The sequence below is a fragment of the Sedimentisphaera cyanobacteriorum genome (assembly GCF_001997385.1).
GTDB lineage: Bacteria > Planctomycetota > Phycisphaerae > Sedimentisphaerales > Sedimentisphaeraceae > Sedimentisphaera > Sedimentisphaera cyanobacteriorum.
On record NZ_CP019633.1, the window covers coordinates 2,721,713 to 2,744,885 of the forward strand.

The following is a 23,173-nucleotide window of genomic DNA, read 5'->3' on the forward strand; positions in this document are numbered from 1 at the left end:
AGTTTTATTATATATGTGAATTTAATTTTGTAGAGTATTAATTTGCCGATTTTTTATTTCATCCAGAATCTCCGCCGGCAGGCTGGGCGTTGCCCCGTCCTTAGTGCATACGAAACTGGCCGCCTTCGAGGCGAATTCGTTGGTTTCTTCAATGCTTACCCCGCATAGAAAGCTGTAAACCATTGCAGCGGTGAAGCAGTCTCCCGCCCCAACTGTGTCTCTAACCTTTGCCGCCTTTGCTGAAGCATGAGAGTATTCCTCCCTGTCTGCCATAATGCTCCCTTCCGCCCCGAGGGTTAGAGCGATAAGCTTTAGGTTGTAGTGATTCAGTATATGCCCCAGCGTTTGCCTGTCGTTTAAGCCTTCAATCCCAAGCATAACCCTGAAAATCTCCAGTTCTTCATCATTGAGCTTGAGTATGTCCGAGATCATCAGGGAGTTTTCGATAATCTCCCTGCTGTAGTATTGCTGACGGATATTTACATCAAACACCTTGATGCACTGGTCTCCGGCAGATTCTAAAAAATAAAGAATAGACTTCCTTGAAGTTTCGTTTCTCTGGGCGAGGCTGCCGAAGCAGACCGCATCGCAGTTTGCCGCAAGCTTCAGAGCTTCCGGAGAGATCGTGATATAATCCCAAGCAGAATTTTCGTTTATTATATATTCAGGCTGCCCTTCAGGGCAAAGCTTTACGTCCACGCTGCCTGTAGGGCGGCTGTTCACTGAGATGCAGCTTGTGTCAATGCCCTTAGTTTCCAGCTCGCTGAGTATATCTTTACCTGCCTGATCTTCGCCGACAGAGCTTACAACTGAGCTTTCTGCGCCCATAAGTGAGCAGTGAATGGCGAAATTTGCCGGCGCTCCGCCCAGGCGGCGACCTCCCGGGAGATTGTCGAATAATATTTCACCAATCCCGGCTACTTTAAATCGTTTCAAGTTCTTTGCCATTTTTCGTACCTTTGCTTTTTTAGTAGCTGCAACTGTAATGTTATTTTAAGTAAAGTAAATGTCAAATTAAAACTCCTGCAAAAACAAATTATTACTACTTTTTTAGGCAATTGCCGCCTATTGGCGAACAATCTTCTTGACACGTCCTAAGATGGAAGTATTCTAAATGTTATATGGTATAGTCATTATGTAAAATAAATGTAATTTAACTTTATGGAGAATGCTATGGTGCCGGCATCTTTAACAAAATTCAGCAGTGTTAAGATATTCTCTTTTATGCTGATTCTCATTTACTTCTTGTTTTCGCCTTTATGTTTCGCGGAAGAGCCGATAATAATAGCCGATTTTGAAAGCGAAGACTACGGCGCTTGGCAGTCAGAAGGTGATGCTTTCGGCGAAGGCCCTGCAGAAGGGACGCTTCCCGGCCAGATGGAAGTAACAGGCTTCCAAGGCCAGAGACTTGTGAACAGCTTCAATGGCGGAGACGAAGCCACCGGCTCTCTAACCTCTCCTCAATTTGAAGTGAAACGCCCGTATATCAGCTTTCTGATTGGCGGAGGCGGCTATGAAGGCAAAACCTGCATCAATCTTCTTTCCGGAGGCGAGGTTGTCAGAACTGCCGAAGGCACAAACACTCAGGCCGGCGGGTCTGAGCAGCTGATGTGGGATTCCTGGAACGTAAGAGATCTGCAGGGGGAGATGGTGAAGATTCAAATTGTTGACAGCCGCACCGGAGGCTGGGGGCATATCAATGTAGATCATATCATCCAAACCAGCATTGAGCGGAAGGTTGTGCATAATAAGCAGCGCGAGTTTGAGTTCACCAGCAAATATTTGAATTTTCCCGTAAAAAACGGGGCAGCTAAGCGCTGGATACGCCTTTATATTTATGGTGAGAAGGTGCGGGAATTTGATATCCGGCTCGCTCCCTCTGACCCGGATTTCTGGGTTTATCTCGATGTAAGCGAGTTTGCCGGCAAAACAGGCACTCTTGAGATAGACCGCTATTCAACTCAGTGGCAGACGGGATTCGATGCGGTTTTCCAAGCTGAAACATTCCCCGGGCAGGATAATTTGTATCAGGAAAAACGCCGCCCGCAGTTCCACTTCACCTCACGCAGAGGCTGGGTGAACGATACTAACGGGATGGTATATCACAACGGCAAATACCACCTGTTCTACCAGCACAACCCGTACGGCTGGAACTGGGGCAATATGACTTGGGGACACGCCGTGAGCACAGATTTAGTGCACTGGGAGGAATGGGGCGATGCGATCCACCCAGACCAGATGGGCACAATTTTTTCCGGCTCTGCTGTTGTAGAACACGATAAAAGCTCGTCCGCAGGCAGCGAGGACGAAAGCAAATGCTTTGTGGGCATAAATTCTTTGGCTAATGAGAAAAATTCATCAGGATTTCGTACAGGAAGCGAAGAACCTATTGTAGCTTTCTATACATCCGCAGGGAATAACAGCCCTTGGTCTCGGGGCGTGCCTTTTACCCAGTCCATTGCCTACAGCAATGACGGCGGCAGGACATTTACAAAATATGAAGGGAATCCGATAATCGGCGAAATCGCAGGCGGAACGCGCGACCCGAAAGTATTCTGGCACGACTCAACTGGCAGATGGGTTATGGTTCTGTGGATAGAGAACGATAAATTTTCTATATTCACATCCGACAATTTGATAAACTGGCGGATTCAAAGCGATATTAAAGGCTTCTTTGAATGTCCGGAGATGTTCGAACTGCCAGTTGATGGAGACCCTTCAAATACTAAATGGGTGGTTTACGGGGCAGCAGGAGATTATAAGCTCGGCGATTTCAACGGTACTGAATTTACACCCGAGACAGGAAAAATCAAATTCCAGCACGGGAAAAACTTCTACGCCTCACAGACATTCAATAATATTCCAGACTCCGATGGAAGACGGATACAGATGGGCTGGGGCAGAGGAATAGATATGCCCGATATGCCCTTCAATCAGATGATCCTTTTCCCTGTATCGCTAACTCTTCATACAACCGAGCAGGGCGTTCGAATGTTCAAGAATCCCGTGAAGGAAATCTCAAAACTTCACAACCGTCATTGGGACTGGCAGAGCCAAGAGGTGAGTACGGGTGAAAATCCGCTCTCGGATGTAAGCGGCGAGCTTTTCCGGATTAAAGCAGTTTTAGAGCCGCGAGGTGCGGATAAAGTTGAATTTGTAATCCGCGGCACTCCTGTTACCTATGATGTTTCCAGTGAACAGCTAACATGCCTCGGCAGTTCCGCACCGGTCAGCCTGAAAAACGGCAAACTAACGCTGGAAATCCTTGCTGACCGTATGAGCATTGAGATCTTTGCCCAAAACGGACGATATTATATGCCGATAGGAGCTGACCTCACTGAAAACCCGAAGTCGTTAGAACTTTGCAGCGAAGGAGGAAATGCATTTGTTGAATCGATGGATGTTTACACCCTGAAATCTATCTGGACTTCGGAATAACACTTTTTGCAATTAGCCCATAATGCATTAGCGCAAAGAAAAGCCGGTTTGGAAAAACTTCCCAAGCCGGCTCTTTCAATTTGTCAGTTCAAGACTGAACAGTTTAATTTATTTCAGCCTCTCGAGCATAAATACCTCCGGGTCGGGGATGTTCTGCCAGTATCTTGCATCCTTTCTCTCGCTTATCAGCGGGAGTACTGTCATTCTCAGATGAGCGCAGCCCATCGGAATCATCTCGATCTTTTCCAGCTCAGCATCACTGCGCACAGGCCCTTCCCTTACCGGATCTACAGTATTATTTTCCGGATCAACCTTCCATGCAGGTACCCTTTTTGCCTTTGCCTCAAGCACAACCGGTGCTTCGGATTCTTTCCAAGGCTGTCCGTTTACCTGTTTAACTTCTTTCAACTTGATGCTATCTTCCGGATTGGCAGGATCTGCTGCTAACCCGTAATTCCAAGCAGATGCCGGTTCAGCGCTCCATCTCGGCCAGCCTTTAGACTTTGATTTGTGCTTCTGCCAATTTTCTTTTATTCGAACTGAATAGCTCAGCGGGCCGCGGTTTACTGTGCCCCCTGCATTCCTCGGCCATTCTTTTACAGTAATATCCATTCTGAATTTGACCTTTACTGTGTCGTCTTTCTGCCACTGTCTGAGAATCCTCACAAACTGCCCGTCAAAATCATTCAGAGTTCGAGCTTTTCCGTTTACGTCAAGCTCAAGGCTTTTGCACCATCCGGGGATTCTCATATAAAGCGGGAAGAAAGCGGGCTTCTCGGGCTTTATTGCCAGATGTATATCCCCGCTGAAGGGATAATTAGTTTCGCAGTCAATCTTCACGTCCGTTCCATTCCTTCCGGCCTTTGCATCTACCTTGCACGGGCTGTAAAGCCACGCTATAAGCCCGTTATCAGGCGAGGCCTGCCAAAGATTACGCACAAATCGTGGCCATCCCATTGCTGTATTATGCTGGCAGCAGCGGTGGCCGTCTGCCATAAATACCGCATGTGAGCCTCTGTTGTGGTAGTCCAGCTTCGGAACAGAGTACGGCATATTGCAAGCAGTAAGGTATCTAAGGCTTTTATGGTCTGGCCGGTGAGAGGCCGGGAGATGGTTAAATGTCATATCTTCCGCCTTATCTGCATACTCTCCGCTGCCGGTAATCCGTGAAAGTATATAGTGGCTTTTATTCATTTCTACAATAGCGCATGTTTCAATTGCCTGCCGCGGGTCAATCTTGCCCATCCGTATTCTCTCATCAGCTGCATAAGCACCGCGGGGCATCTGCCCCCAAGCAGACATAAATGAATCATAGAAAAGCTCTGTTTTTTTGAGGTATCTCTCATCGCCGGTAATTGTAAACATCTGAGCCGGATACCGGAAACGCTGGGCAAAATGAACTGTATGATTATCGAGCCACTGATTCAGTGCTGGCTGGGTTTTATGATAAACCCGCACAGCAAAATCCAGCAGTGTTTTATTCCCGGTACGGTTGTAAAGCCAGATAAGCTGCGGAACAAAGTCCCCCGCTCGCTTAAACTGAATCCTGGGTTTCCAATTTCCGAAATGTTCGCCGTAGTTTTCATAATAATCCCAAGACATTTTCGGCAGGAAAAGCTCATCTGGGAGCTGAATGCAGAATTCGAAGAATTTTGAGAGCATCGGGAGTATTCGCTTGTCTCCAGTGGCTTCATAGTGGCTTATAAGCGCATCGTTCATTACCATATGCGGCCAGAGATCAACAATTTTTTGCCCGTTCTTGCCTTTAACGAGACGGTTGTATGAACTGCCGTAATATCCCTGTTCTGTTTGTGATGAGATGATTGCTTCTAACCATTTATTAGCTGTCTTTAAAAGCCTTTTATCCTGCGTGAGCCGGGCGAGGTCGTAATAACCCCTGAACCAGTATGTTGCTTCTTCCCAGCCGCGTTCTTTGCCGCCGAGCCAGCCGCTGTTGGACTGGAGGAATCGGCTTATTTCATCAAGCTTGCCCACCTGACCTTCTGCCATAAGATCAACCTGGGTTTTAAGCCAGCCCTCGGGCTTTATGCTGCCGAGCGGAAGCCTAATCATAGGGCTCTGCTCAAGAGGGGGAAGGTTGTGTTTATAACTGCTGTTTTTTGCTTTTGTGTCTGCTGAATTTACGGTATCTATAACCATCTGAGCATTCACAAGTGTGCATAACAGAACCGCTGAAAGAAATACTGCTGCTCTAAGTTTCATTTTCTGTCTTTCGTAATTTATTAAATATCTGCCTGCCACTGCGGCTTATAAGGCCAAGGAAGAACATCTGCTCTTTTTGCCCATTTGTGCCATTTTTCAGTAAGCTCTTTTACCTTGTCTGGTTTTGCTTCAGCAAGGTTACTGAGCTCTGTTCTGTCATTTTCCAAGTCGTAAAGTTCGACTTTGCCCTTCGGCCCGTCGCAAACGAGCTTCCACTTGTCCTCACGTATTGCCCAGTTGCCTTCATGCTCCCAGAAAATTGGATTTTCCCGTTTTATCTCGCTGCCGTCAAATGCCGGCTTCAGGCTCGTTCCTTCCATAGGTTTTATTTCGTTCCCGCCGAATTTTTTCGGATAGAAACCCCTTCCAACATCAACTGCAGTTGCCATTATATCAGCAACGTGCCCTGGTGTATGGTTGAGCTGTCCTCCATTTTTAATTACCTCAGGCCAGTGGGCTATCAGCGGGGTTGCGATGCCCCCTTCGTGAGTCCATTTCTTGTATTTCCTGAACGGCGTATTTGAAACGTTCGCCCAAGCCATCCCCTGGCTTGACGAACGCCCGGAATCCTTCCTCCACTGCCTGAAATTTTCAATTCGGTTCTCTCTGAAGCGGTACCCGAACATCTTTCTTTCCGGCTCTGCGCTGCAGCCGTTATCTGAGAGGAAAAGCACAAGCGTGTTTTCGAGTTCACCCTTCTCTTCGAGCTTCTTTATAAGCCTTCCGATATTCTGGTCCATATTATCAATCTGGGCGGCATATATCGCACGCCTGAAATCAAGGTTCTTGCGGTCGTCTTCTGAGAGACTTTCCCATTCGGGTGCATCGCTTTTTGAGAGCTGCCAGTTTTCTTTTATTATCCCCAGCTTCTTCATCCTCTCAATTTTATCTTTGCGAAGTGCTTCCCAGCCATGCATATATTTTCCGCGGTATTTTTGAATAGTTTTATCCGGCGCTTCAAGAGGCCAATGCGGTGCATTGTAGGCTGCATACAGAAAGAAGGGTTTGTCCTTTTCCGCCTCGTCTAAGAATTTGATAGCGTGGTCGGTAAATACGTTTGTGGTGTACCATTCCTGATCGGGATGAAGCCTGTTGGCAGGGGTGTCTGCGGCCTTAATAACCTTCCGGCCGTTTTTATAAACATCGCAGCCCTTGAGCACCTTGAAGTAGCTGTCAACATGCAGATGTATCCCGTAGAACTTATCGAATCCTCTGTTTGAAGGCCAAACGTCTTCGGAATGGCCAACGTGCCATTTGCCTGACATCATAGTTTGATAGCCCGAATTCTTCATTACCTCGCCCAGGGTTACGCACTGCTTGTTGAGCTTGCCGTGATAGCCTTTGCCCTGGTCTCTGTAAACCATATGCCCCACATCGGCCTGATGCGGATAGAGGCCTGTAAGAAGGCTTGCTCTGGTGGGACAGCAGCGGGCGGCATTGTAAAACTGCGTAAATCTCAGCCCATTTCCTGCGAGCCTGTCGAGATTGGGTGTTTCGATCTCGCCCCCGTAGCAGCCGATATCGCTGTAGCCCATATCATCCGCCATAATCAGAAGGATGTTTGGTTTTTTCTTTCTCTTCTCGGCTAATGACAAGCCTGCAGTCAAGCTGATTGAAGATAATGCGCAGCCTGCTAAAAATGTCCTTCTTTTCATCAAAACCTCAAATTAAATCCGCAATTTTTCAAGTCAAGAATCAATAAGTGAACTAACTTATTCTTACATACTATATATAACTCCAACCGTTATTTTTTTACAAAAAAAAATGAGCCTTCCGGCAATAAATCCGAAAGGCTCGTTTAGTGAAGATTTGCAGTGAATATCAGAGTTTTCTTCTCAGAGCGATTGCACCTAAGCCGATTAGAGCTATTGTTGCCGGCTCGGGCACATTATGGAACACTGATACATCGCTGTCGGTAAGGGCGGTGCCGCCATCATCGTTCGGGTAAGCTGTTCCGTCGTCTTCTCCAATAGTATCCATCCAGTCGCTTATTTTCAGCGAAGTGGTTCGATTAAGAAGAAGATCGCTTGAGGTTTCCAGAGCTATAGCCCTGGCGTCGCTGGGGGCAAGGCCCGCTCCTTCAACCGTAAACTGCAGCACTTTAGTTACAGACTCCCCCTGTGCAATGTCGCCAAAGTCGAACGTTGGTACAAGATAATCCCCCCAAGGCACTTTGTCCTGATCAGGATTGTCCGGCGTCCAGCAGTACCAAGCGAGCTGGTCGTGATTCACTGCCACGATATGCGGCATCCTGTCTTCATAAACCCCGCTTGCAGAGCCGCCGTCAAGCCATGCGTTGTATGCAGTTAGGTCAACCGCAAATTCCGCTGTGAGTTTGGTGTCGTAGAGCTTGCCTGAATACGGCTCGGTTGCAGTGAGAGACTCGCCATGGCTGTTGGCACCGTCTCTCCATGTGCCTATTCCGGGCGTATCGTTTGTGATAGTAGCACGGATGTCAAAGCTTGTGATGTTATCCCCATCATACTGGAGATTTTCAGCGTAGCCTTCGATAGCCAGATAGCTTTCGTTTCCGCCGCCGAAGTTCGTAACGTTATCGTAGAACTCATGCGTTCGGGCCTCTTCAACCTGTGTGCTGCTGTCTTTGAACCACTGCCCCTGCTGGGCGTGTGGGTCTTCTGATGGGCCGGTATAGCTCGGGTACGGCTCAACAGGGGGCTTGGTGATCAGGAACGAGGGTGCCGCCGCCACCGCCCCAACTAAAGTGAACAAGATTAGTGAAAATAGTGCTTTCTTCATACTTACACCTTTCAACAAAAAGTAACACTTAAAAGCATCCGCAACGCACGAACGCTAATGTTCCTGCTTTGCATCGGGTCTTGCTGAATGAGGTTAAGGAAAGCCATGTAAAAAACTCAAAGAATTCTCAACCTTTGAATAACAATGCTGCCGGCCAATATCTGACGCTGACAGAAAACTTACAGCTAAGTAGCTTTCCTCATTATAAACTTATTTTTTCGGAGTCAAAGAGAAAATGTAAATTTACGAAAAATTTTAAATAAAGAGCCGTTAATATATTAACATTTTTAATGAGCTGAAAACTTGTTAATTTCTGACGAGCGATAATAAAACATTTAATATGTCAGAAAAGATTAATTGGGGGAAACGCTGTTCCCTGCAAGACGCTGAAGAGCATCTCAGTTCTTTGAAAATACCTTTTTTAATAATATTCTGAACAAAAAAAGGTGTGCATGCTTTTGATTTTTAAAAAAATGTCAAAGTGCCGGCCTGTCTAAACATTACCTTACTATAAGACCCTGCGAGAAGTTATCGCTTGGTTGTGTAAATTGTATTACTTTTAAAGAGGTTTATTATGAGAAAATTATTATTTGTTTTAGCGTTAGCTGCCTTGCCGGCGGCAGCTTTTGCCTTTGCAGGCATAAATGAGCTAATTACTCACAACGGCTTTGAAGAGCCCTACATTGAGGGCGGCGGTGTATGGGTAGATATCGTGGGCTGGGAAGACAAAAATGTTAATGGCCCGCTTGATTCCAAGCTTAACGATGACACGATTCCGGGAGCCGAGTTCGACAATCAGGTGCTTAGGCTTAAGCCTAATTTCTACACCTCTCAAGCCACTGGCGCCAGCTGGAAAGCTGGAGACCAGCTTCTGCTGAGCTTTAACGGTATTGAAGCCCGCTGGAAAGCTGGCAGTCTTGGCAATGAGTTCGATGCGCTTATTGTGGATACGGCAAACTTCGATCAGGTAACTGGTAATGGAATTTTGTGGAGTGAGCGAGTAAACCTTGACGGCGCAAATGATAAAGTATCCAATGCACCGGACTGGCTTGATAAGCAGACTTTCTCTTATAAGATTGACACCACCCAGTTCCCGCAGGAATATGAGGGGGGAGAGCTTACCCTAAGGTTAGAGGCAATTGGCGGCATTTGTCAGGTTGACAATTTTTCATTAGGTTTCACAGGCCAAGCCTACGGCGGTTCTTACCAGCAGCAGCCGGGAACAACCGGCATTGATGTTGACCTTAGCTGGATGGCCGGCACGGATTATATGAACCCGGGTTCGGGAAATGATGTAAATCCGGCAATAGTCGATCAGTACGTTTATGTATCAAACGCGCCAGACGCAGAGCCGAATTTTGTAGGCGCTGTTGGTGCAGACCCGGGGCAGGTTCCCGAAAGCACCTATCAGGTTACAGGTCTGGGATACGACACTGAATACCAGTGGCAGATTGTTGAGGTTCTCGATACCGCGGTTGACCCGCTGCCTGACATAGGCGACGGGGTAAACGAGCTGCAGAACGCTTCTGTACCGGAGGCTTACATCCCGAGCGAAAAGTGGAGCTTTGTTACTATGAGCGATGAGCCTGTATTTGAATCAATTTCTTCCAGCCCAGACTTCCCTGCAGCGGGAGATGATGTTACTGTATCGGCGGTTATTGAAAGCGCGTCTTCTGTGCTGGCTTCTGATATAAACTGGAGCTTTGGCGGGGTGCCGATTTCAGAATCTACATTTACAGACAATCAGGACGGGACATACACCACTTCTATAACAGTTGAAGATGTTTCTCTTGCTGATTCAGGTGAATACACTTGCTCAATAACAGGATTCTCACAGATAAGCAAAGCGCTTAATATCAAGAGGATGCTCGCACACTGGAAAATGGACAATGACCCTGCCAACTGGGACGGAACTTACCTGCTCGACGTATGTATGGAAGACCCGGTCGCATACAATGCAGACCCGAACGACTATTTCAGCTTTGTTGACGGAGCCATCCCGGCCCAGACTAATCAGGGCATTACATGGAACGGACAAGTTGGCGGTGCTGATGTGCCCGGGCTTAATCCGCTTTCAGAAGAAGGCGATATGACTATTACCGGATGGGTTTACTACGAAGGAAACACTAACGGCTGGGGCGTAGTTGCAGCTCAGAAAATAAGTAATGATGTAGGAGACTACTGGAGAATCGCTGTACAGCCAACAAGAGAACTGAGTGTTGGAGGACCTGGCGGGTCTGCAGTCAGCAGCGGAACATTGCCGCTGGATGATTGGTGCTTTATAGCTGCTGTTTACGACAGCACCGAAAGCGGTATAGAGTGTTCAGCTTATATTATCCCCACTGACGGGTCTGAAATGAGCGTAGATACAGACAGTGGCGGTGTAGGCGATGTTGAAGAAACTCCTGTTTTCTCTATTGGAAGAACTTCCAATGCTTATGAAACGCCTGCTAATATGTTCGGCAAGATAGATGATATGAGGGTGTTCAATTATGCTCTCAGCGAAGAAGAGATTGCACAGCAGTTCTACGATGCTTCAAATAATATCATCTGCGATCCTGACAGCGCAAATCCAAATGATGTTGCCGGCCCTGATGGGCTCGGCCCAGACTGCAGCGTGGATATGTATGATTTCGCAGCAATGGCTGAAAGCTGGCTGAACTGCTCGCTTGTCCCTGCAGAAGTCTGCGATATGTAATTACTTGGCTCAAAAGAGCATAATTTGAGATTACTTTTTTAATTTTTACACGAGGTTTAACTATGAAACGATTATTTTTAATATTAATTTTAACTGCATTGCCCGCAGCAGTTTTTGCCTTTGCACCAAATAATGAACTCATAACACACAACGGTTTTGAGGAGCCATTCGTCGATGGCGGCGGTGTATGGGTAGATATCGTAGGCTGGGATGATAAAAACGGCACAGGCCCGCTTGACTCCAAGCTTAACGATGACAAGATCCCAGGCGCCGAGTACGACAATCAGGTGCTTAGGCTTAAGCCTAATTTCTTTACATCCCAAGACACAGGCGCATCCTGGCAGTACGGAGATCAGCTTGTGCTGAGCTTTAACGGGATTGAAGCCCGCTGGAAAGCTGGCAGTCTTGGCAATGAGTTCGATGCGCTTATCGTGGACACAGAAAACTACGATCTGGTAACAGGAGACGGAACTCTATGGAGCCAGAGAATGAACCTTGACGGCGCAAATGATAAAGTCTCCAATGCACCGGACTGGCTTGATAAGCAGACTTTCTCCTACAAGATTGACACCACCCAGTTCCCTCAGGAATATGAAGGCGGAGAGCTTACTCTGAGACTGCAGGCAATCGGCGGTATTTGTCAGGTTGATAATTTTTCATTGTCTCTAACAGGCGCGGCCTACGGCGGTTCATCTACTCAGCAGCCGGGCGCAACCGGCATCGATGTTGACCTGAACTGGATGGCCGGCACGGATTATATGAATCCTGGCTCAGGCAATGATGTAAATCCGGCAATCGTCGATCAGTACGTTTATGTATCAAATGCGCCAGGCGCAGAGCCGAATTTTGTAGGCGCTGTCGGTGCAGCCCCGGGACAGGTTGCTGAAAGCACCTATCAGGCTGCAGGCCTCGGCTATGACACTGAATATGAGTGGCAGATTGTTGAGGTTCTCGATACCGCGGTTGACCCGCTGCCTGAGATAGGCGACGGGGTAAACGAGCTGCAGAACGCTTCTGTACCGGAGGCTTACATCCCGAGCGAAAAGTGGAGCTTTGTTACTATGAGCGATGAGCCTGTATTTGAATCAATTTCTTCCAGCCCAGACTTCCCTGCAGCGGGAGATGATGTTACTGTATCGGCGGTTATTGAAAGCGCGTCTTCTGTGCTGGCTTCTGATATAAACTGGAGCTTTGGCGGGATGCCGATTTCAGAATCTACGTTTACAGACAATCAGGACGGAACATACACTACTTCAATAACAGTTGAAGATTTTTCTTCTGCTGATGCAGGCGAATACACCTGTTCAATTACAGGATTCTCTCAGATAAGCAAAGCGCTCAATATCAAGAGGATGCTCGCACACTGGAAGATGGACAGCGACCCTGCAAACTGGGACGGAACTTACCTGCTCGATGTGGGCACCGAAGACCCGTTCGCATACAATGCAGACCCGAACGACTATTTCAGCTTTGTTGACGGGGCAATCCCGAGCAAGACTAATCAGAGCGTTACGTGGGACGGCGCTGTAGGCGGTGCTGATGTACCCGGTCTTAATCCGCTTTCAGAAGAAGGCGATATGACTATCACAGCGTGGGTTTACTACGAAGGAAAAACCAACGGCTGGGGTGTTATTGCAGCTCAGAAAGAGAATAATGAAGACAAGAACTACTGGAGAATCGCTGTTCAGCCAGACGACAGAATCTTGGTTGTCGGCGGAGACAACGGCTCTGTTTATGGAAGCGGGGTATTGCCGCTTGAGGACTGGTGCTTTATAGCAGCTGTTTACGACAGCACAGAAAGCGGTCTTGAGTGCTCTGCTTATGTAATCCCGACTGATGGTTCGGATATCACTGCTGATACAGGCAGTGCCGGACTTGGCGATATAGCAGAACAGCCGATCTTCTCTATCGGAAGAAATTCTCAGCCGGCAGACCCATCAAATATGTTCGGCAGAATAGATGATATGAGGGTGTTCAATTATGCTCTCAGCGAAGAAGAGATTGCCGAGCAGTTCTACGACGCATCGGAAGTTCCAATTTGCATTACAGCAAATGCAAGCCCGGGCGATGTTGCTGGGCCTGATGGAACCGGACCGGACTGCCGAGTGGATATGTATGATTTTGCATCAATGGCGCAAAGCTGGCTTGATTCCACGATTCTTCCGTCTCAAGCAGGCGATATGTAATCTTTAAAACTACAGGGGCGGGCACCTGCCCGCCTCTTCTTTTACTGCAAAATTAACTTTCATTTTAAAAGATTTACCGGAAAATTATCTTTATGAATAAAGATTCTCAAACAGAAGACTTCGTTAATCTGCTGCTCAATTCACAGGGTAGGATTTATGCGTATATCCTCAGCCTTGTCGGAAATCACGACGATGCTGAGGATATAATGCAGGATGCAGTTTCTGTAATGTGGCAGAAGTTCGACAGCTTCGAGAAAGGAACTAGCTTTATCGCATGGGCATTTACGATATCTAAGTATCAGGTGCTCAATTTCAGGAGAACAAAGGCTCGCCACTCTGAGAATCTATTTGCCGACAATGTTTTCGAATTAATTGCAGAGCAGGCCGAAACTGAAAGCTGCGATAATGAAAAAATGGAATGTTTGGGCGAATGCGTGGCGAATTTAAAAGAAAACCATTTCAATATACTGAAAATGAAATACTTTTACGGTCTTTCCGTAAGAGAGATAGGATCAAGAGTCGGGCTCGGCAAAACAGCGGTTTACAAAAGACTTTCGAGGCTTCATGCTTTTCTGAGAGACTGCGTTAAGAGGAGATTGAAGGCGAGGGGCAGGATAGATGGATAAGAAAACTTCAATAGAATTAAATTTCCTGCTTGCCGGCGGCATGGAAGGCGGGCTTACTGATGAGCAGCGAAGCAGACTCAATGAGCTTTTAGAGAGAACCCAAGAATCAAGGAGCTATGCACTTGAGATATACAGGATATCAGCAGGACTTAAAAAATCAGCCAAGGCTGCTGAAGCCTTCAGCCAAAGAGAGAGCCCGGAAGATTTTACGCAGAGATTTATACTCGATAATTCAATAGGCAGCCCCGAGCTTTTAAGGCTTGGAAAAAAAGAGCAGGATAAGCCCGAAGAAACCGAGCCGGATATTTGCGAGTGTGCCGAGCAGAAGAGAAAAGTGAGTATGCCCAATCTTATTTTAGCGGCAAGCTCAGCAGCAGCCCTTATCTTCCTTCTTCTATGGGCAAACCTCGCCCCGGGAAGATTGCCCTCCGAGCAGGTGGGTGTGTTGAGCGAGGCTATGGACACAAGCTGGGCAGAGAAAGCTGAAGTGTTAAATGTTGGTGATGATGTCTTTACAAACTCTGCTGCAATCGCGCTGGATGAAGGCTTTATTGAGATAGAATTGAACAGCGGAGTAAGCTTTACAGCAGAAGGCCCGGCTTCGTTTGAAGTGATTTCTGACGACCAGATTGAGCTTAGCTACGGCGAGTTATATGTTACTGTTCCTAATCAGGCTGTGGGGTTTCAGGTAACAACGGAGAACTCCAAAATTATTGATCTGGGCACTGAATTCGGTGTATCTCAGGAGATTTCCGGCGATACAGAGGTGCATGTAACAAAGGGGAAAACGAGTTTTGTAACAAGGAAATTTGTAAGTACAAACCACATTAATATTAACGAAAAAACAGCGTATTGTTTTGATGTTTCAACAAAAAAAATCCTGGAGGTTAATTTCCGGGAAAACAAATTTGTTAGGGAATTTGATACCGATAAGCGAATTGTATGGAGGGGCGGGCCTATAAAGCTCGCTGATATCGTTGCAGGCGGGAACGGAATGAATAATCTGAACGTTAAAAGAGAAGCCATCAGCCCGGGTACTGGCAAGGTTTCTCAGAGTCTGCTTTTGCGGAACTACGTCAAGGAAAGCATTGAACTAAAAAAAACCCATTTCGCTTTTCATCCGGTAGAGTCTAATCCTTTTGTGGATGGCGTTTTTGTGCCTAAAGGCGGCGAAGAAACCTGTACTGTAAACAGCAAGGGGCATATCTTCCAAGAATGCCCGCCTACAGACGGCAGATACTGGACTTACATTTGCAATATACAATCTTATAATTTAGATTTTCAGGGATGGAAAAAACAACGGGAGCTGAATAATTTCAGAAGGGCTTCCAGACATGCCGGAATTTTTATCCATCCAAACGCCGGCATAACTTTCGACTTGAATAAATTCAGGGAAATAACCGAAGCCGAAAAATTCACTTTCAAATTCAGCACGCTTATCTCAAGCTCCGACAAAACAGATAACGGCAAAGCGGATTTTTGGGTGCTTACAGACGGCGAGCTTCGATACAAGAGGTTAAAAGCTACAGCTGAAATGGGCGTTGAAAATGAACAGATACATATCGATTCAGACACTGACTTTCTCACTCTCGTAACAACCGGCGGCGGCAACGGCAACGGAAATGACAGGTGCATATTTGAAGAGCCTGTTCTGATTGCTGAATAGTTTTTGAAAATATTTTGACGGCAAACTTTGAGAATAATTTTAATGGAGAAAAAAATGAGCAAAACTTTCGCTTTCTATATCTTTACGTTTATATTTTGTGCAGCAGCATTTGCAGCTGACGATTCTTGGACATTCGTAGGCTGGGCAGACCCGCATTATGAGGCCGCAGACCTTACGGGCAATAATCCCGCGGGCACGCCCGCAGCAAAAGGCTATCCCGAAGCCACTGAGGGCTTAAACGGAACAACTGATTTAGTGGAGAAGGATATCTCAGACAGGATCTCCCAGATGGCAGCTCACAATCCGGAAGCCGTGATTATCCCGGGCGATTTAGGAAGCTACCGTTTCGATGCAGACTGGGCGAAGGCGGCCTTTGCTCCGGGCGGAACTTATGAAGAGACTGTTCAAAACGCTGCGGATATCTACAACGGCCAATGGTACTACCGCTTTGCCTCCCAGATGCCCATGGTGCTTATGGCTGTAGGCGACCATGAGGTTGGCGATAACAATTGGGATGTCGGAAAGCCGATTTCTCATCTTGTTGATGAGTTCAGGCTGTCCTTAGCTCAGGCTTTCAATATGGATAATTCGGGAAGTTTCCGCTTTGACGACCCGATTGGCTCAGTAAGCTCACGACCTTTAGGCACGCCATACGAGAACACATCATTCGCCAAACAAGTTCGCAATGCACTGTTTATTTCTGTGGATGTATTCAGGCAGGACTCCCCGGATAAGAAGCTGAACGTAATTACCGGCTCGGTAACAGCAGATGTAAGCGGGGCTCATTTGAATTGGCTGCAAAATGTGTTAGTTGCCGCTGATAAAGAACGCACAATTGATCATGTGTTTGTTTTTGCGCATATCCCCGTTCTTGAGCCGGTGAGAAAATGGGCTTCAAGCGGTATGATGTTTGATAACAGGGATGATTCCGACTTCTGGGCAGCTCTTCGCAGCTCAAGCAAGGTGCGTGCGTATTTTGCCGGCGAAGTTCATACGGTAACAGCCTCCAAAGATACCAAAAGCGACATACTCCAAATTGTTCATTCAGGATATATCAAGGCGGATGTTTACGAAGATAAGATAGAGTTCACAAACTACAGATTCCAAAGTAAGGACGCCGGCTATACTGAGAAGTATTGGTCTAAGAATAAAGTAGCGTCTTTCAGTAAAAAGGCCGCACCGGAAATTAAGAACGGCTCTATCACTGCTGATTATTCAAGAGACAAAGCAAGCTTCAGTTCTTCAGGAATATTTGAATTGATGGATCAGAAAGGCCTGTTGGTTCATTACAGCTTTGATGATGACTCTGAATCAAAAATAACAAACCACGGCTCAATGAAAACAGAATTTTACGGCGGAGTAAGAATGGGTTCGGGCTTCGGCGAAGGAGCTATGGGCAAAGCAGGAACATTCGACGGTAAAGATGATTACATTACCAGCAAAAGAGGCATTTCTCCTGTAACAGGCTCTGAGCCTAGAACTGTCTCAGCTTGGATAAAAACAAAAAGCTCTGAGAAAATGACAATAGCCGGCTGGGGCGGAGCTAAATGGGGAATTCTCGGAAAGTTCAATTTCGATTTAATTGACGGTAAAATCGGGCTCTCTGCAGAAGGCACTCAGACACGGGCAGAAGGCTGCCCTAATCTTGCAGACGGGAAGTGGCATCATGTTGCTGCGGCTTTCCCCGGAAGACCCGCGGGAAAAGACAAATTGAAGGATTTGATATTTTTCGCTGACGGGCAGAAATATAAGCCAGAAACCAGCTCCGAAGATGTGATAATGACTAATTCGAGCGTTAATAATTTATATGTGGGCAGGGGAGCTCGAAATCGCGGCCCAAATTTCAAAGGCAGTATAGACGAGTTTGCTATTTGGGGCTCTCAGCTCAGTGACGGCAAGATTAAATCACTTTTTGCAGCTGCGAAAAATGAAAAACTCAATTACAATGCCTCCCAGATGGAAAAGCTGTTTGATTTGTACAATAAGCAATCAGGCTCAGCAGTTATTAAAGGCAGAAGGTGGCAGTGCATCTCCGGTCTTTCAGGTGCCCAGGGCGATTTGGTAATCCATAACGGCTCGCCGGCATTGATTTTCAATCAGCAGGGCAGAGGCGTCTTGGGTCTGTAATTTATAGCTATCCCCTTTCGGAGAACGCTAATCCAGCAAACTTTGAGATTTTACACGGAAGATAAAATGAAAAAAAATTTCGGTTTTTTAATTTTAATGTTTACATTTTGTTTATCAGCATCAGCTGCAGATTCTTGGACATTCGTAGGCTGGGCAGACCCGCATTATGAGGCCGCAGACCTTACTGGCAATAATCCCGCGGGCACGCCCGCAGCAGAAGGCTACCCAGATGCCACTGAGGGCTACAACGGAACAACTGATTTAGTGGAGCAGCATATCGCAGACAGGATCTCTCAGATGGCAGCTCAAAACCCCGAGCTGTTAATTGTTGCGGGAGACCTCGCTAGCTACCGCTTTGATGCAGACTGGGCGAGAAATGCGTTTGCTCCGAACGGTACTTATGAAGATACTATAATAAATGCTGGCGAGATTTACAATAATCAGTGGTATTACCGCTTTGCCTCGCAGATCCCGCTTGTGCTTGCAGCTGTGGGCGATCATGAAATAGGTGATAACAATTGGGGTGTTGGAAAGTCGATATCCTATCTGGTAGATGATTTCAGGCTCTCTTTCGCTCAGGCATTCAATATAGATGATTCGGGAATTTTCCGCTTTGACGACCCGATTGGCTCGGTAAACTCACGCCCAATAGGCACGCCATACCAGAACACTTCGTACGCCAAGCAGGTTCGCAATGCCCTGTTTATCTCAGTAGATGTATTCAGGCAGGACTCACCGGATAAGCAGCTCAGTATTCTCTCCGGCTCGGTAACAGCGGATGTAAGCGGGGCTCATTTGAACTGGTTTCAGAATGTTCTTAATGCTGCACAGAACGACAGCACAATAGATCACGTGTTTGTTTTCGGTCATACGCCAATACTTGAGCCTGTGAGAAAGCATGCTTCCAGCGGGATGATGTTCGATAACAGAGAAGATTCAGATTTCTGGGCAGCTATGCGCAGCTCAAGCAAGGTGCGCGCTTATTTTGCCGGCGAGGTGCATACGGAAACCGCCTCTATAGATGCCCAGAGCGGTATCCTTCAAATCGTACATAAGGGCTATCTCAAGGCTGATGTTTATGAAGATAAGGTTGAGTTCACAAACTACAGATTCCAAAACACCGGCGCAGGCTATACTGAAAAGTACTGGAGCAGAAATTCTATAGCCTCTTTCAATAAGGTTGCATCTCCCGAAGTGATGAATGGTTCATTAATTGCCGACTATTCAGGCGTTTATCCGGAATTCAATGATTCAGGTATATTAGAACTGGTCGATCGGAAAGGCCTTGTTGTTCATTACAGCTTTGAAGATGAATTTTCATCACGAATAATAAACCACGGCTCGCTCAAAACAGAATTCTACGGCGGGGTTAAAATGGGCTCAGGCTTCGGCGAAGGAGTTTTGGGGAAAGCGGGAACATTCGACGGTGAAGGATACCTTACTACCAAAAACGGGATATCTCCCATTACCTGCTCTGAAGCAAGAACTGTATCAGCTTGGATTAAAACTGTAAATTCCGAGCAAATGACAATTGCCGGCTGGGGCGGAGCTAAAGGCGGAGTTCAAGGGAAGTTCAATTTTGATTTAGTCAACGGGGAAATCGGGCTTTCCGGAGAAAATTCCCAAACTCGAGCAGCAGGTTCGCCAAACCTTGCAGACGGCAAATGGCATCATGCAGCAGTTGCTTTCCCCGGGCGAAGCGCAGGCAAGGAAAAACTCAAAGACCTTATATTCTTCGTTGACGGCCAGAGGTATCCCGCAGAGTCTAACTCTGATGATCTTCTGGTAACTGATCCGGGATCTAATAGGCTTTACGTAGGCAGAGCTGCAAGAGATCACGGGCCAAATTTCGAAGGCAGTATAGATGATTTTGCGATATGGGGCTCTCAGCTGAGCGATGCAAAGATTAAATCTCTATCGCATGCAGGCGAAAGCGAAACCCTCGGCTACAATGCTTCCCAGATGGAAAAGCTTTTCGATTTGTTCAACAGAAAATCCGGTTCGGTATTTATCAAAGGCAGAAGGTGGCAGTGCGTATCCGGTCTTTCAGGTGCACCGGGCGAACTTGTAACCAGCAGCGGCGAGCCTGCATTCGTTTTCGACCAGCAGGGCAACGGTGTTTTGGGCGAGATTACTGATATGATTACAATCCTCCAGCAGCCTGAAAACACAGCCGGAATTGAGGGCAAAGAGATTTCTCTAAGCGTTTCAGCTTCTGGTGCTGAGCCGATTGAATATCAGTGGTTCCATACGCAAGACAGCACTCCCTCGCAGGATGATACAGCGAAAGGCTCAGGCAGCGCTCTTGAGCTTAGCTTGAATGAACAGACTGAAGGCTATTACTACTGCAAACTTCAAAATCCCGAAGGCACAGCTTACACGAATACAGTAAGCGTGCGGCTGACGCATAAAATGGCTCACTGGACTCTCGATAATGATTCTGCCGGCTTCGATGGCAGCAGTTATCTGGATATCAGCTCATACGGCGAAAAAAGAGACGCCCTTGTAGAAGGCAGTTCTGAATTTGCAGATGGTGCATGCCCACAGCTCGGCCAGAGCGCTTTAATCCAGAGAAACGATGGATACGCTTATGCCGGCGGCTGGAACCCGCTTGAGACAACCGGCAAATTTACAATGACACTATGGCTCAAGTGGAAGCAGAACCTCGGCAACTGGCAGGTGGTAACAGGGAAGAAGGATACCGACGGCGAGCTCTTCAGGCTTTCAATCAAGCCCGATGAATCTCTTCTCAATCTCGGAAAATCCAGCGGGGCTAAGGTGTTTGCGCCCGGGCCTCTGCCTGAGGGAGAATGGGTGTTTGCGGCATTCTCTATAGACTCGACAACTTCTCAGTCCACAGGTTCAATTTATATGATAACTGAAGATGAAGGGCTCAGGAAGAGCTATTCTGAAACTTCGCTCGGCGAAAAAACAGACGCTGCTTTTGGAGTGGGCTCTGTGAAGGCCTCTTCAAGCTTTAACGGCTGGCTCGATGATGTTAGGGTTTATGATGCTGTTTTAGACGAAGAGGATATAACGACGATTTACTACCAGTCCTGCGGCAAGACCGTATGCAATCCAGGTTCATTAAGCTTCGATACATCCGGCCCCAACGGGGAGCCGGATTGTGTCGTTAACTTATACGACTTTGCCAGCCTCTGCTTCAGCTGGATGGAATGCACCCTTCTGCCTGCTCATGAATGCATCGAATAGCTGAATCGCTCTACATCTAATCAGCCCAAAGCCATTCATCTGCGAATTTCGCTAGATCCTTTATCCCAACTTCATTATCGTTATTGAAATCCTGCCGTTTTCTGTGCTCAATTGTAAACACCAGATCCCCGCCGGCAGACCCGTCATTATCTCCATCCATTGGGTTGCCGGTCTGCTTGCTTGTTACTGTATCTGGTACAGTAATTGTGTACTCATCACCAAGCAGCGCCTCGGAAAATGTGATTATCATAAATCTGCTCCCGCTGCCGGTGGTTTGCGAGGAAATACTGACCTCGTCTTCGTTTTCAACAGATGCCTCATCAGCCCCAAAGATAATCGGTTCGTTGAAGAGCAGACGAACAGAGCCCACGCCGCTTTCGTTTGTGTGTACGCCGTTAACTGCCGCCTTAGGATTTCTCATAAGAAGCTGAGGCCCCAAAACTGCTGGCTCTGAGGCTGTGATAATCCTTGCATAATCTCCCGGCGTACTTGCCCCAAGGTCGAATGATACTGTATAGCTCTCATCAATCACTGCTGAATCCCCGCTTTCAAGCCCCCGCATATACGGGTTAAGGTAGTTTGTTCCGGGGAGGCCGAGAAAATCGCTTGCGTTGAGCTTCTCCGTATCGTAAATCAGCCCGGCCACCAGCTCATCAGTTACAACAGTGCCCGCTATCCTGGATTGGTCTTCAGGGTCGTAGATGATGTAATGGCTGCTCACAGTTGCTCCGGACGGAATTACAGAGGCGGGAAAGTCCAGCTCAAGGTCGCTTTGCAGTGTAGCATGCTGGCGTTCGTTGAAGCCGAGAAGCTCATCAACCTGATGATTGTCCTCGCCTGTATTCAGCGGCGGGCTTATCACTGTAACCGACCCGCCAACGATTTCTGAAAAACACTGAGCTGCGGCAAGGAGCAGTAATGCTGTAAATAGTAAACTTTTCATAACCAAAAACCTTTCAAATAACAGCAGTTATAATTTAATCATACCGAATTTTTAGGCAGGATTCCAAGAAAAAAAGCATTTTTTTAAATTTTCAGCTCAATTTTTTATTGTTTTTTCGAAACTGTGCAGGAGTTTCTCCTGTCGCCTTCTTGAAATATCTCGACAAATGATCCGGCTCGCAGAACTCTAAATCGTTCGCTATCTGGTATGCAGGCAAATCTGTATTCAGCAGTTTATTCTTAATCAGCTCGATTCTAAGTTTACGGATTTCGCTTTTAACAGATTTACTGATGTGTTTTCGGAAGAGCCTTTCGATTGTTCTCCTTGAGGTGCAGCAATGTTCAGCAACGTCCTGAACGGTTATAGGTTTCTTAAAAATATGTCTGATGTAGATCAGTGCCTTCTGGACAATTGGATTCTCAACAGCAAAAACATTTGTTGACTGCCTCTCGATTATCTGCACGGGATTAATATTTATAATTCTCGGATTGACCTTGTTTTCTATAAGCTCTTCAAGATGCTCGGCAGCCTTAAAGCCGGCATTTTCAAAATTCAGCTCAATGCTTGAAAGAGATGGTGAAGACAGCCTGCATACAAGCTCGTCATTATCCACACCGAGAACAGCTGCCTGTTCAGGGACTTCAATACCCGCAATCTTGCATGCCTCAAGAATATACACTGCTCTGTCGTCGTTGCAGGTGAATATCCCAACAGGTTTTGGTATATCAGCAAGCCACTTTGCTGTTTCTTTTATTTCTTCGTAAAAAATCTGAAAGTGATGAAATTCTTTTAGTCCGACACTGGTCTGAGCAATTCCCTTATCAGCTAAGATTTTGCAGAAGCCTTCAAAACGCTTGCCTGACCAAGGCAGATTGGGGAAGCCGCAGTATGCGAAATTGTGAAACCCTTTGCCAATGAAATATTCTGCAGCAATTCGGCCAACCTCGAATGAATTTACCGCAATTGTAGATTCTCCCTTTGCGTATTCAATTTGAGTATCTAAGATTACCTTAGGAAGGCTGAATTCTAATAATTCAGATAATCGGGAAGGGTCATAAATAAGCAGGCCGTCAAAATCTATCAGCTCGCTGGATCGACCTAAACCTTTAGCAGGCGAATTGACATAAGCAGGCGGGTTAGCCAGTACTTGCCAGTCTGAGTAGTTCGAGCAATACCGCTCAACACCGGCAAGAAATTTTCTTCCAGAGGCTCTCGAAGTGTCTATTTCTATAAGAATCTTTTTCACTGAAAACCTTTTGTCGTAATTTGGCGGTATTTTACCGCATTCTGGGCTTT

The 23,173-nt window shown here is 46.8% G+C and carries 13 protein-coding genes; 7 read left to right on the forward strand and 6 right to left on the reverse strand.

The genetic code is table 11. The features are described from left to right. Positions 1–21: 21 nt before the first annotated feature. Entirely contained in the window at positions 22–948 is a 927-nt protein-coding gene (locus L21SP3_RS10865; RefSeq protein WP_077541430.1) for a carbohydrate kinase family protein, read from the reverse strand. A 225-nt stretch (positions 949–1,173) separates the two neighbouring features. Here L21SP3_RS10865 and L21SP3_RS10870 point away from each other — a divergent pair, with 225 nt between their 5' ends. Next, on the forward strand, positions 1,174–3,438 hold the full coding sequence (locus L21SP3_RS10870) for a GH32 C-terminal domain-containing protein (RefSeq protein ID WP_161488191.1): 2,265 nt from the start codon (positions 1,174–1,176) through the stop codon (positions 3,436–3,438). Positions 3,439–3,546: 108 nt separating this feature from the next. Here L21SP3_RS10870 and L21SP3_RS10875 read toward each other — a convergent pair whose 3' ends face one another. The 3 genes from L21SP3_RS10875 to L21SP3_RS10885 form a co-directional block, all read right to left on the reverse strand. Beyond that, on the reverse strand, positions 3,547–5,661 hold the full coding sequence (locus tag L21SP3_RS10875) for a beta-L-arabinofuranosidase domain-containing protein (RefSeq protein WP_123785190.1): 2,115 nt from the start codon (positions 5,659–5,661) through the stop codon (positions 3,547–3,549). 20 nt (positions 5,662–5,681) lie between these two features. After that, complete coding sequence (locus L21SP3_RS10880; protein ID WP_077541437.1) at positions 5,682–7,316, reverse strand: arylsulfatase; 1,635 nt, start codon at positions 7,314–7,316, stop codon at positions 5,682–5,684. 166 nt (positions 7,317–7,482) lie between these two features. After that, complete coding sequence (locus L21SP3_RS10885; RefSeq protein WP_077541439.1) at positions 7,483–8,418, reverse strand: PEP-CTERM sorting domain-containing protein; 936 nt, start codon at positions 8,416–8,418, stop codon at positions 7,483–7,485. 574 nt (positions 8,419–8,992) lie between these two features. Here L21SP3_RS10885 and L21SP3_RS10890 point away from each other — a divergent pair. From L21SP3_RS10890 to L21SP3_RS10915, 6 genes are all read left to right on the forward strand, one after another. Continuing rightward, complete coding sequence (locus L21SP3_RS10890) at positions 8,993–11,116, forward strand: LamG-like jellyroll fold domain-containing protein (RefSeq protein WP_077541441.1); 2,124 nt, start codon at positions 8,993–8,995, stop codon at positions 11,114–11,116. A 62-nt stretch (positions 11,117–11,178) separates the two neighbouring features. Continuing rightward, the gene (locus L21SP3_RS10895) at positions 11,179–13,302 is read left to right on the forward strand and encodes a LamG-like jellyroll fold domain-containing protein (protein WP_077541443.1); all 2,124 of its coding nucleotides are present in this window, start codon (positions 11,179–11,181) and stop codon (positions 13,300–13,302) included. A gap of 92 nt (positions 13,303–13,394) precedes the next feature. Beyond that, positions 13,395–13,928 carry a sigma-70 family RNA polymerase sigma factor gene (locus tag L21SP3_RS10900; RefSeq protein ID WP_077541445.1) on the forward strand — a complete coding sequence of 178 codons (534 nt, stop codon included), beginning with the start codon at positions 13,395–13,397 and terminating at the stop codon, positions 13,926–13,928. Further along, a complete protein-coding gene (locus L21SP3_RS10905) occupies positions 13,921–15,594 on the forward strand; it encodes an NPCBM/NEW2 domain-containing protein (RefSeq protein ID WP_077541447.1) in 1,674 nt (557 codons plus the stop codon). The genes L21SP3_RS10900 and L21SP3_RS10905 overlap by 8 nt, the downstream gene beginning before the upstream one ends. 54 nt (positions 15,595–15,648) lie before the next feature. Next, positions 15,649–17,721: a LamG-like jellyroll fold domain-containing protein gene (locus tag L21SP3_RS10910; protein ID WP_161488192.1), complete on the forward strand. Its 2,073-nt coding sequence runs from the start codon at positions 15,649–15,651 to the stop codon at positions 17,719–17,721. A gap of 66 nt (positions 17,722–17,787) precedes the next feature. Next, positions 17,788–20,934 (forward strand): LamG-like jellyroll fold domain-containing protein, encoded by a 3,147-nt coding sequence (locus tag L21SP3_RS10915; RefSeq protein WP_077541449.1) that lies wholly within the window; start codon positions 17,788–17,790, stop codon positions 20,932–20,934. A 16-nt stretch (positions 20,935–20,950) separates the two neighbouring features. Here the strand turns inward: L21SP3_RS10915 and L21SP3_RS10920 are convergent, their stop codons facing one another. Together L21SP3_RS10920 and L21SP3_RS10925 are read right to left on the reverse strand one after the other, a co-directional pair. After that, positions 20,951–21,877, reverse strand: a complete 927-nt coding sequence (locus L21SP3_RS10920) for a hypothetical protein (RefSeq protein ID WP_077541451.1) — start codon at positions 21,875–21,877, stop codon at positions 20,951–20,953. Positions 21,878–21,968: 91 nt separating this feature from the next. Then, entirely contained in the window at positions 21,969–23,123 is a 1,155-nt protein-coding gene (locus tag L21SP3_RS10925; RefSeq protein ID WP_077541453.1) for a DNA-binding transcriptional regulator, read from the reverse strand. Positions 23,124–23,173 lie beyond the last annotated feature (50 nt).

What these genes read in the sequence shown, in the direction of transcription:
- L21SP3_RS10865 (WP_077541430.1), bottom strand. Translation starts at nt 948, where the DNA reads ATGGCAAAGAACTTGAAACGATTTAAAGTAGCCGGGATTGGTGAAATA.
- L21SP3_RS10870 (WP_161488191.1), top strand. Translation starts at nt 1,174, where the DNA reads ATGGTGCCGGCATCTTTAACAAAATTCAGCAGTGTTAAGATATTCTCT.
- L21SP3_RS10875 (WP_123785190.1), bottom strand. Translation starts at nt 5,661, where the DNA reads ATGAAACTTAGAGCAGCAGTATTTCTTTCAGCGGTTCTGTTATGCACA.
- L21SP3_RS10880 (WP_077541437.1), bottom strand. Translation starts at nt 7,316, where the DNA reads ATGAAAAGAAGGACATTTTTAGCAGGCTGCGCATTATCTTCAATCAGC.
- L21SP3_RS10885 (WP_077541439.1), bottom strand. Translation starts at nt 8,418, where the DNA reads ATGAAGAAAGCACTATTTTCACTAATCTTGTTCACTTTAGTTGGGGCG.
- L21SP3_RS10890 (WP_077541441.1), top strand. Translation starts at nt 8,993, where the DNA reads ATGAGAAAATTATTATTTGTTTTAGCGTTAGCTGCCTTGCCGGCGGCA.
- L21SP3_RS10895 (WP_077541443.1), top strand. Translation starts at nt 11,179, where the DNA reads ATGAAACGATTATTTTTAATATTAATTTTAACTGCATTGCCCGCAGCA.
- L21SP3_RS10900 (WP_077541445.1), top strand. Translation starts at nt 13,395, where the DNA reads ATGAATAAAGATTCTCAAACAGAAGACTTCGTTAATCTGCTGCTCAAT.
- L21SP3_RS10905 (WP_077541447.1), top strand. Translation starts at nt 13,921, where the DNA reads ATGGATAAGAAAACTTCAATAGAATTAAATTTCCTGCTTGCCGGCGGC.
- L21SP3_RS10910 (WP_161488192.1), top strand. Translation starts at nt 15,649, where the DNA reads ATGAGCAAAACTTTCGCTTTCTATATCTTTACGTTTATATTTTGTGCA.
- L21SP3_RS10915 (WP_077541449.1), top strand. Translation starts at nt 17,788, where the DNA reads ATGAAAAAAAATTTCGGTTTTTTAATTTTAATGTTTACATTTTGTTTA.
- L21SP3_RS10920 (WP_077541451.1), bottom strand. Translation starts at nt 21,877, where the DNA reads ATGAAAAGTTTACTATTTACAGCATTACTGCTCCTTGCCGCAGCTCAG.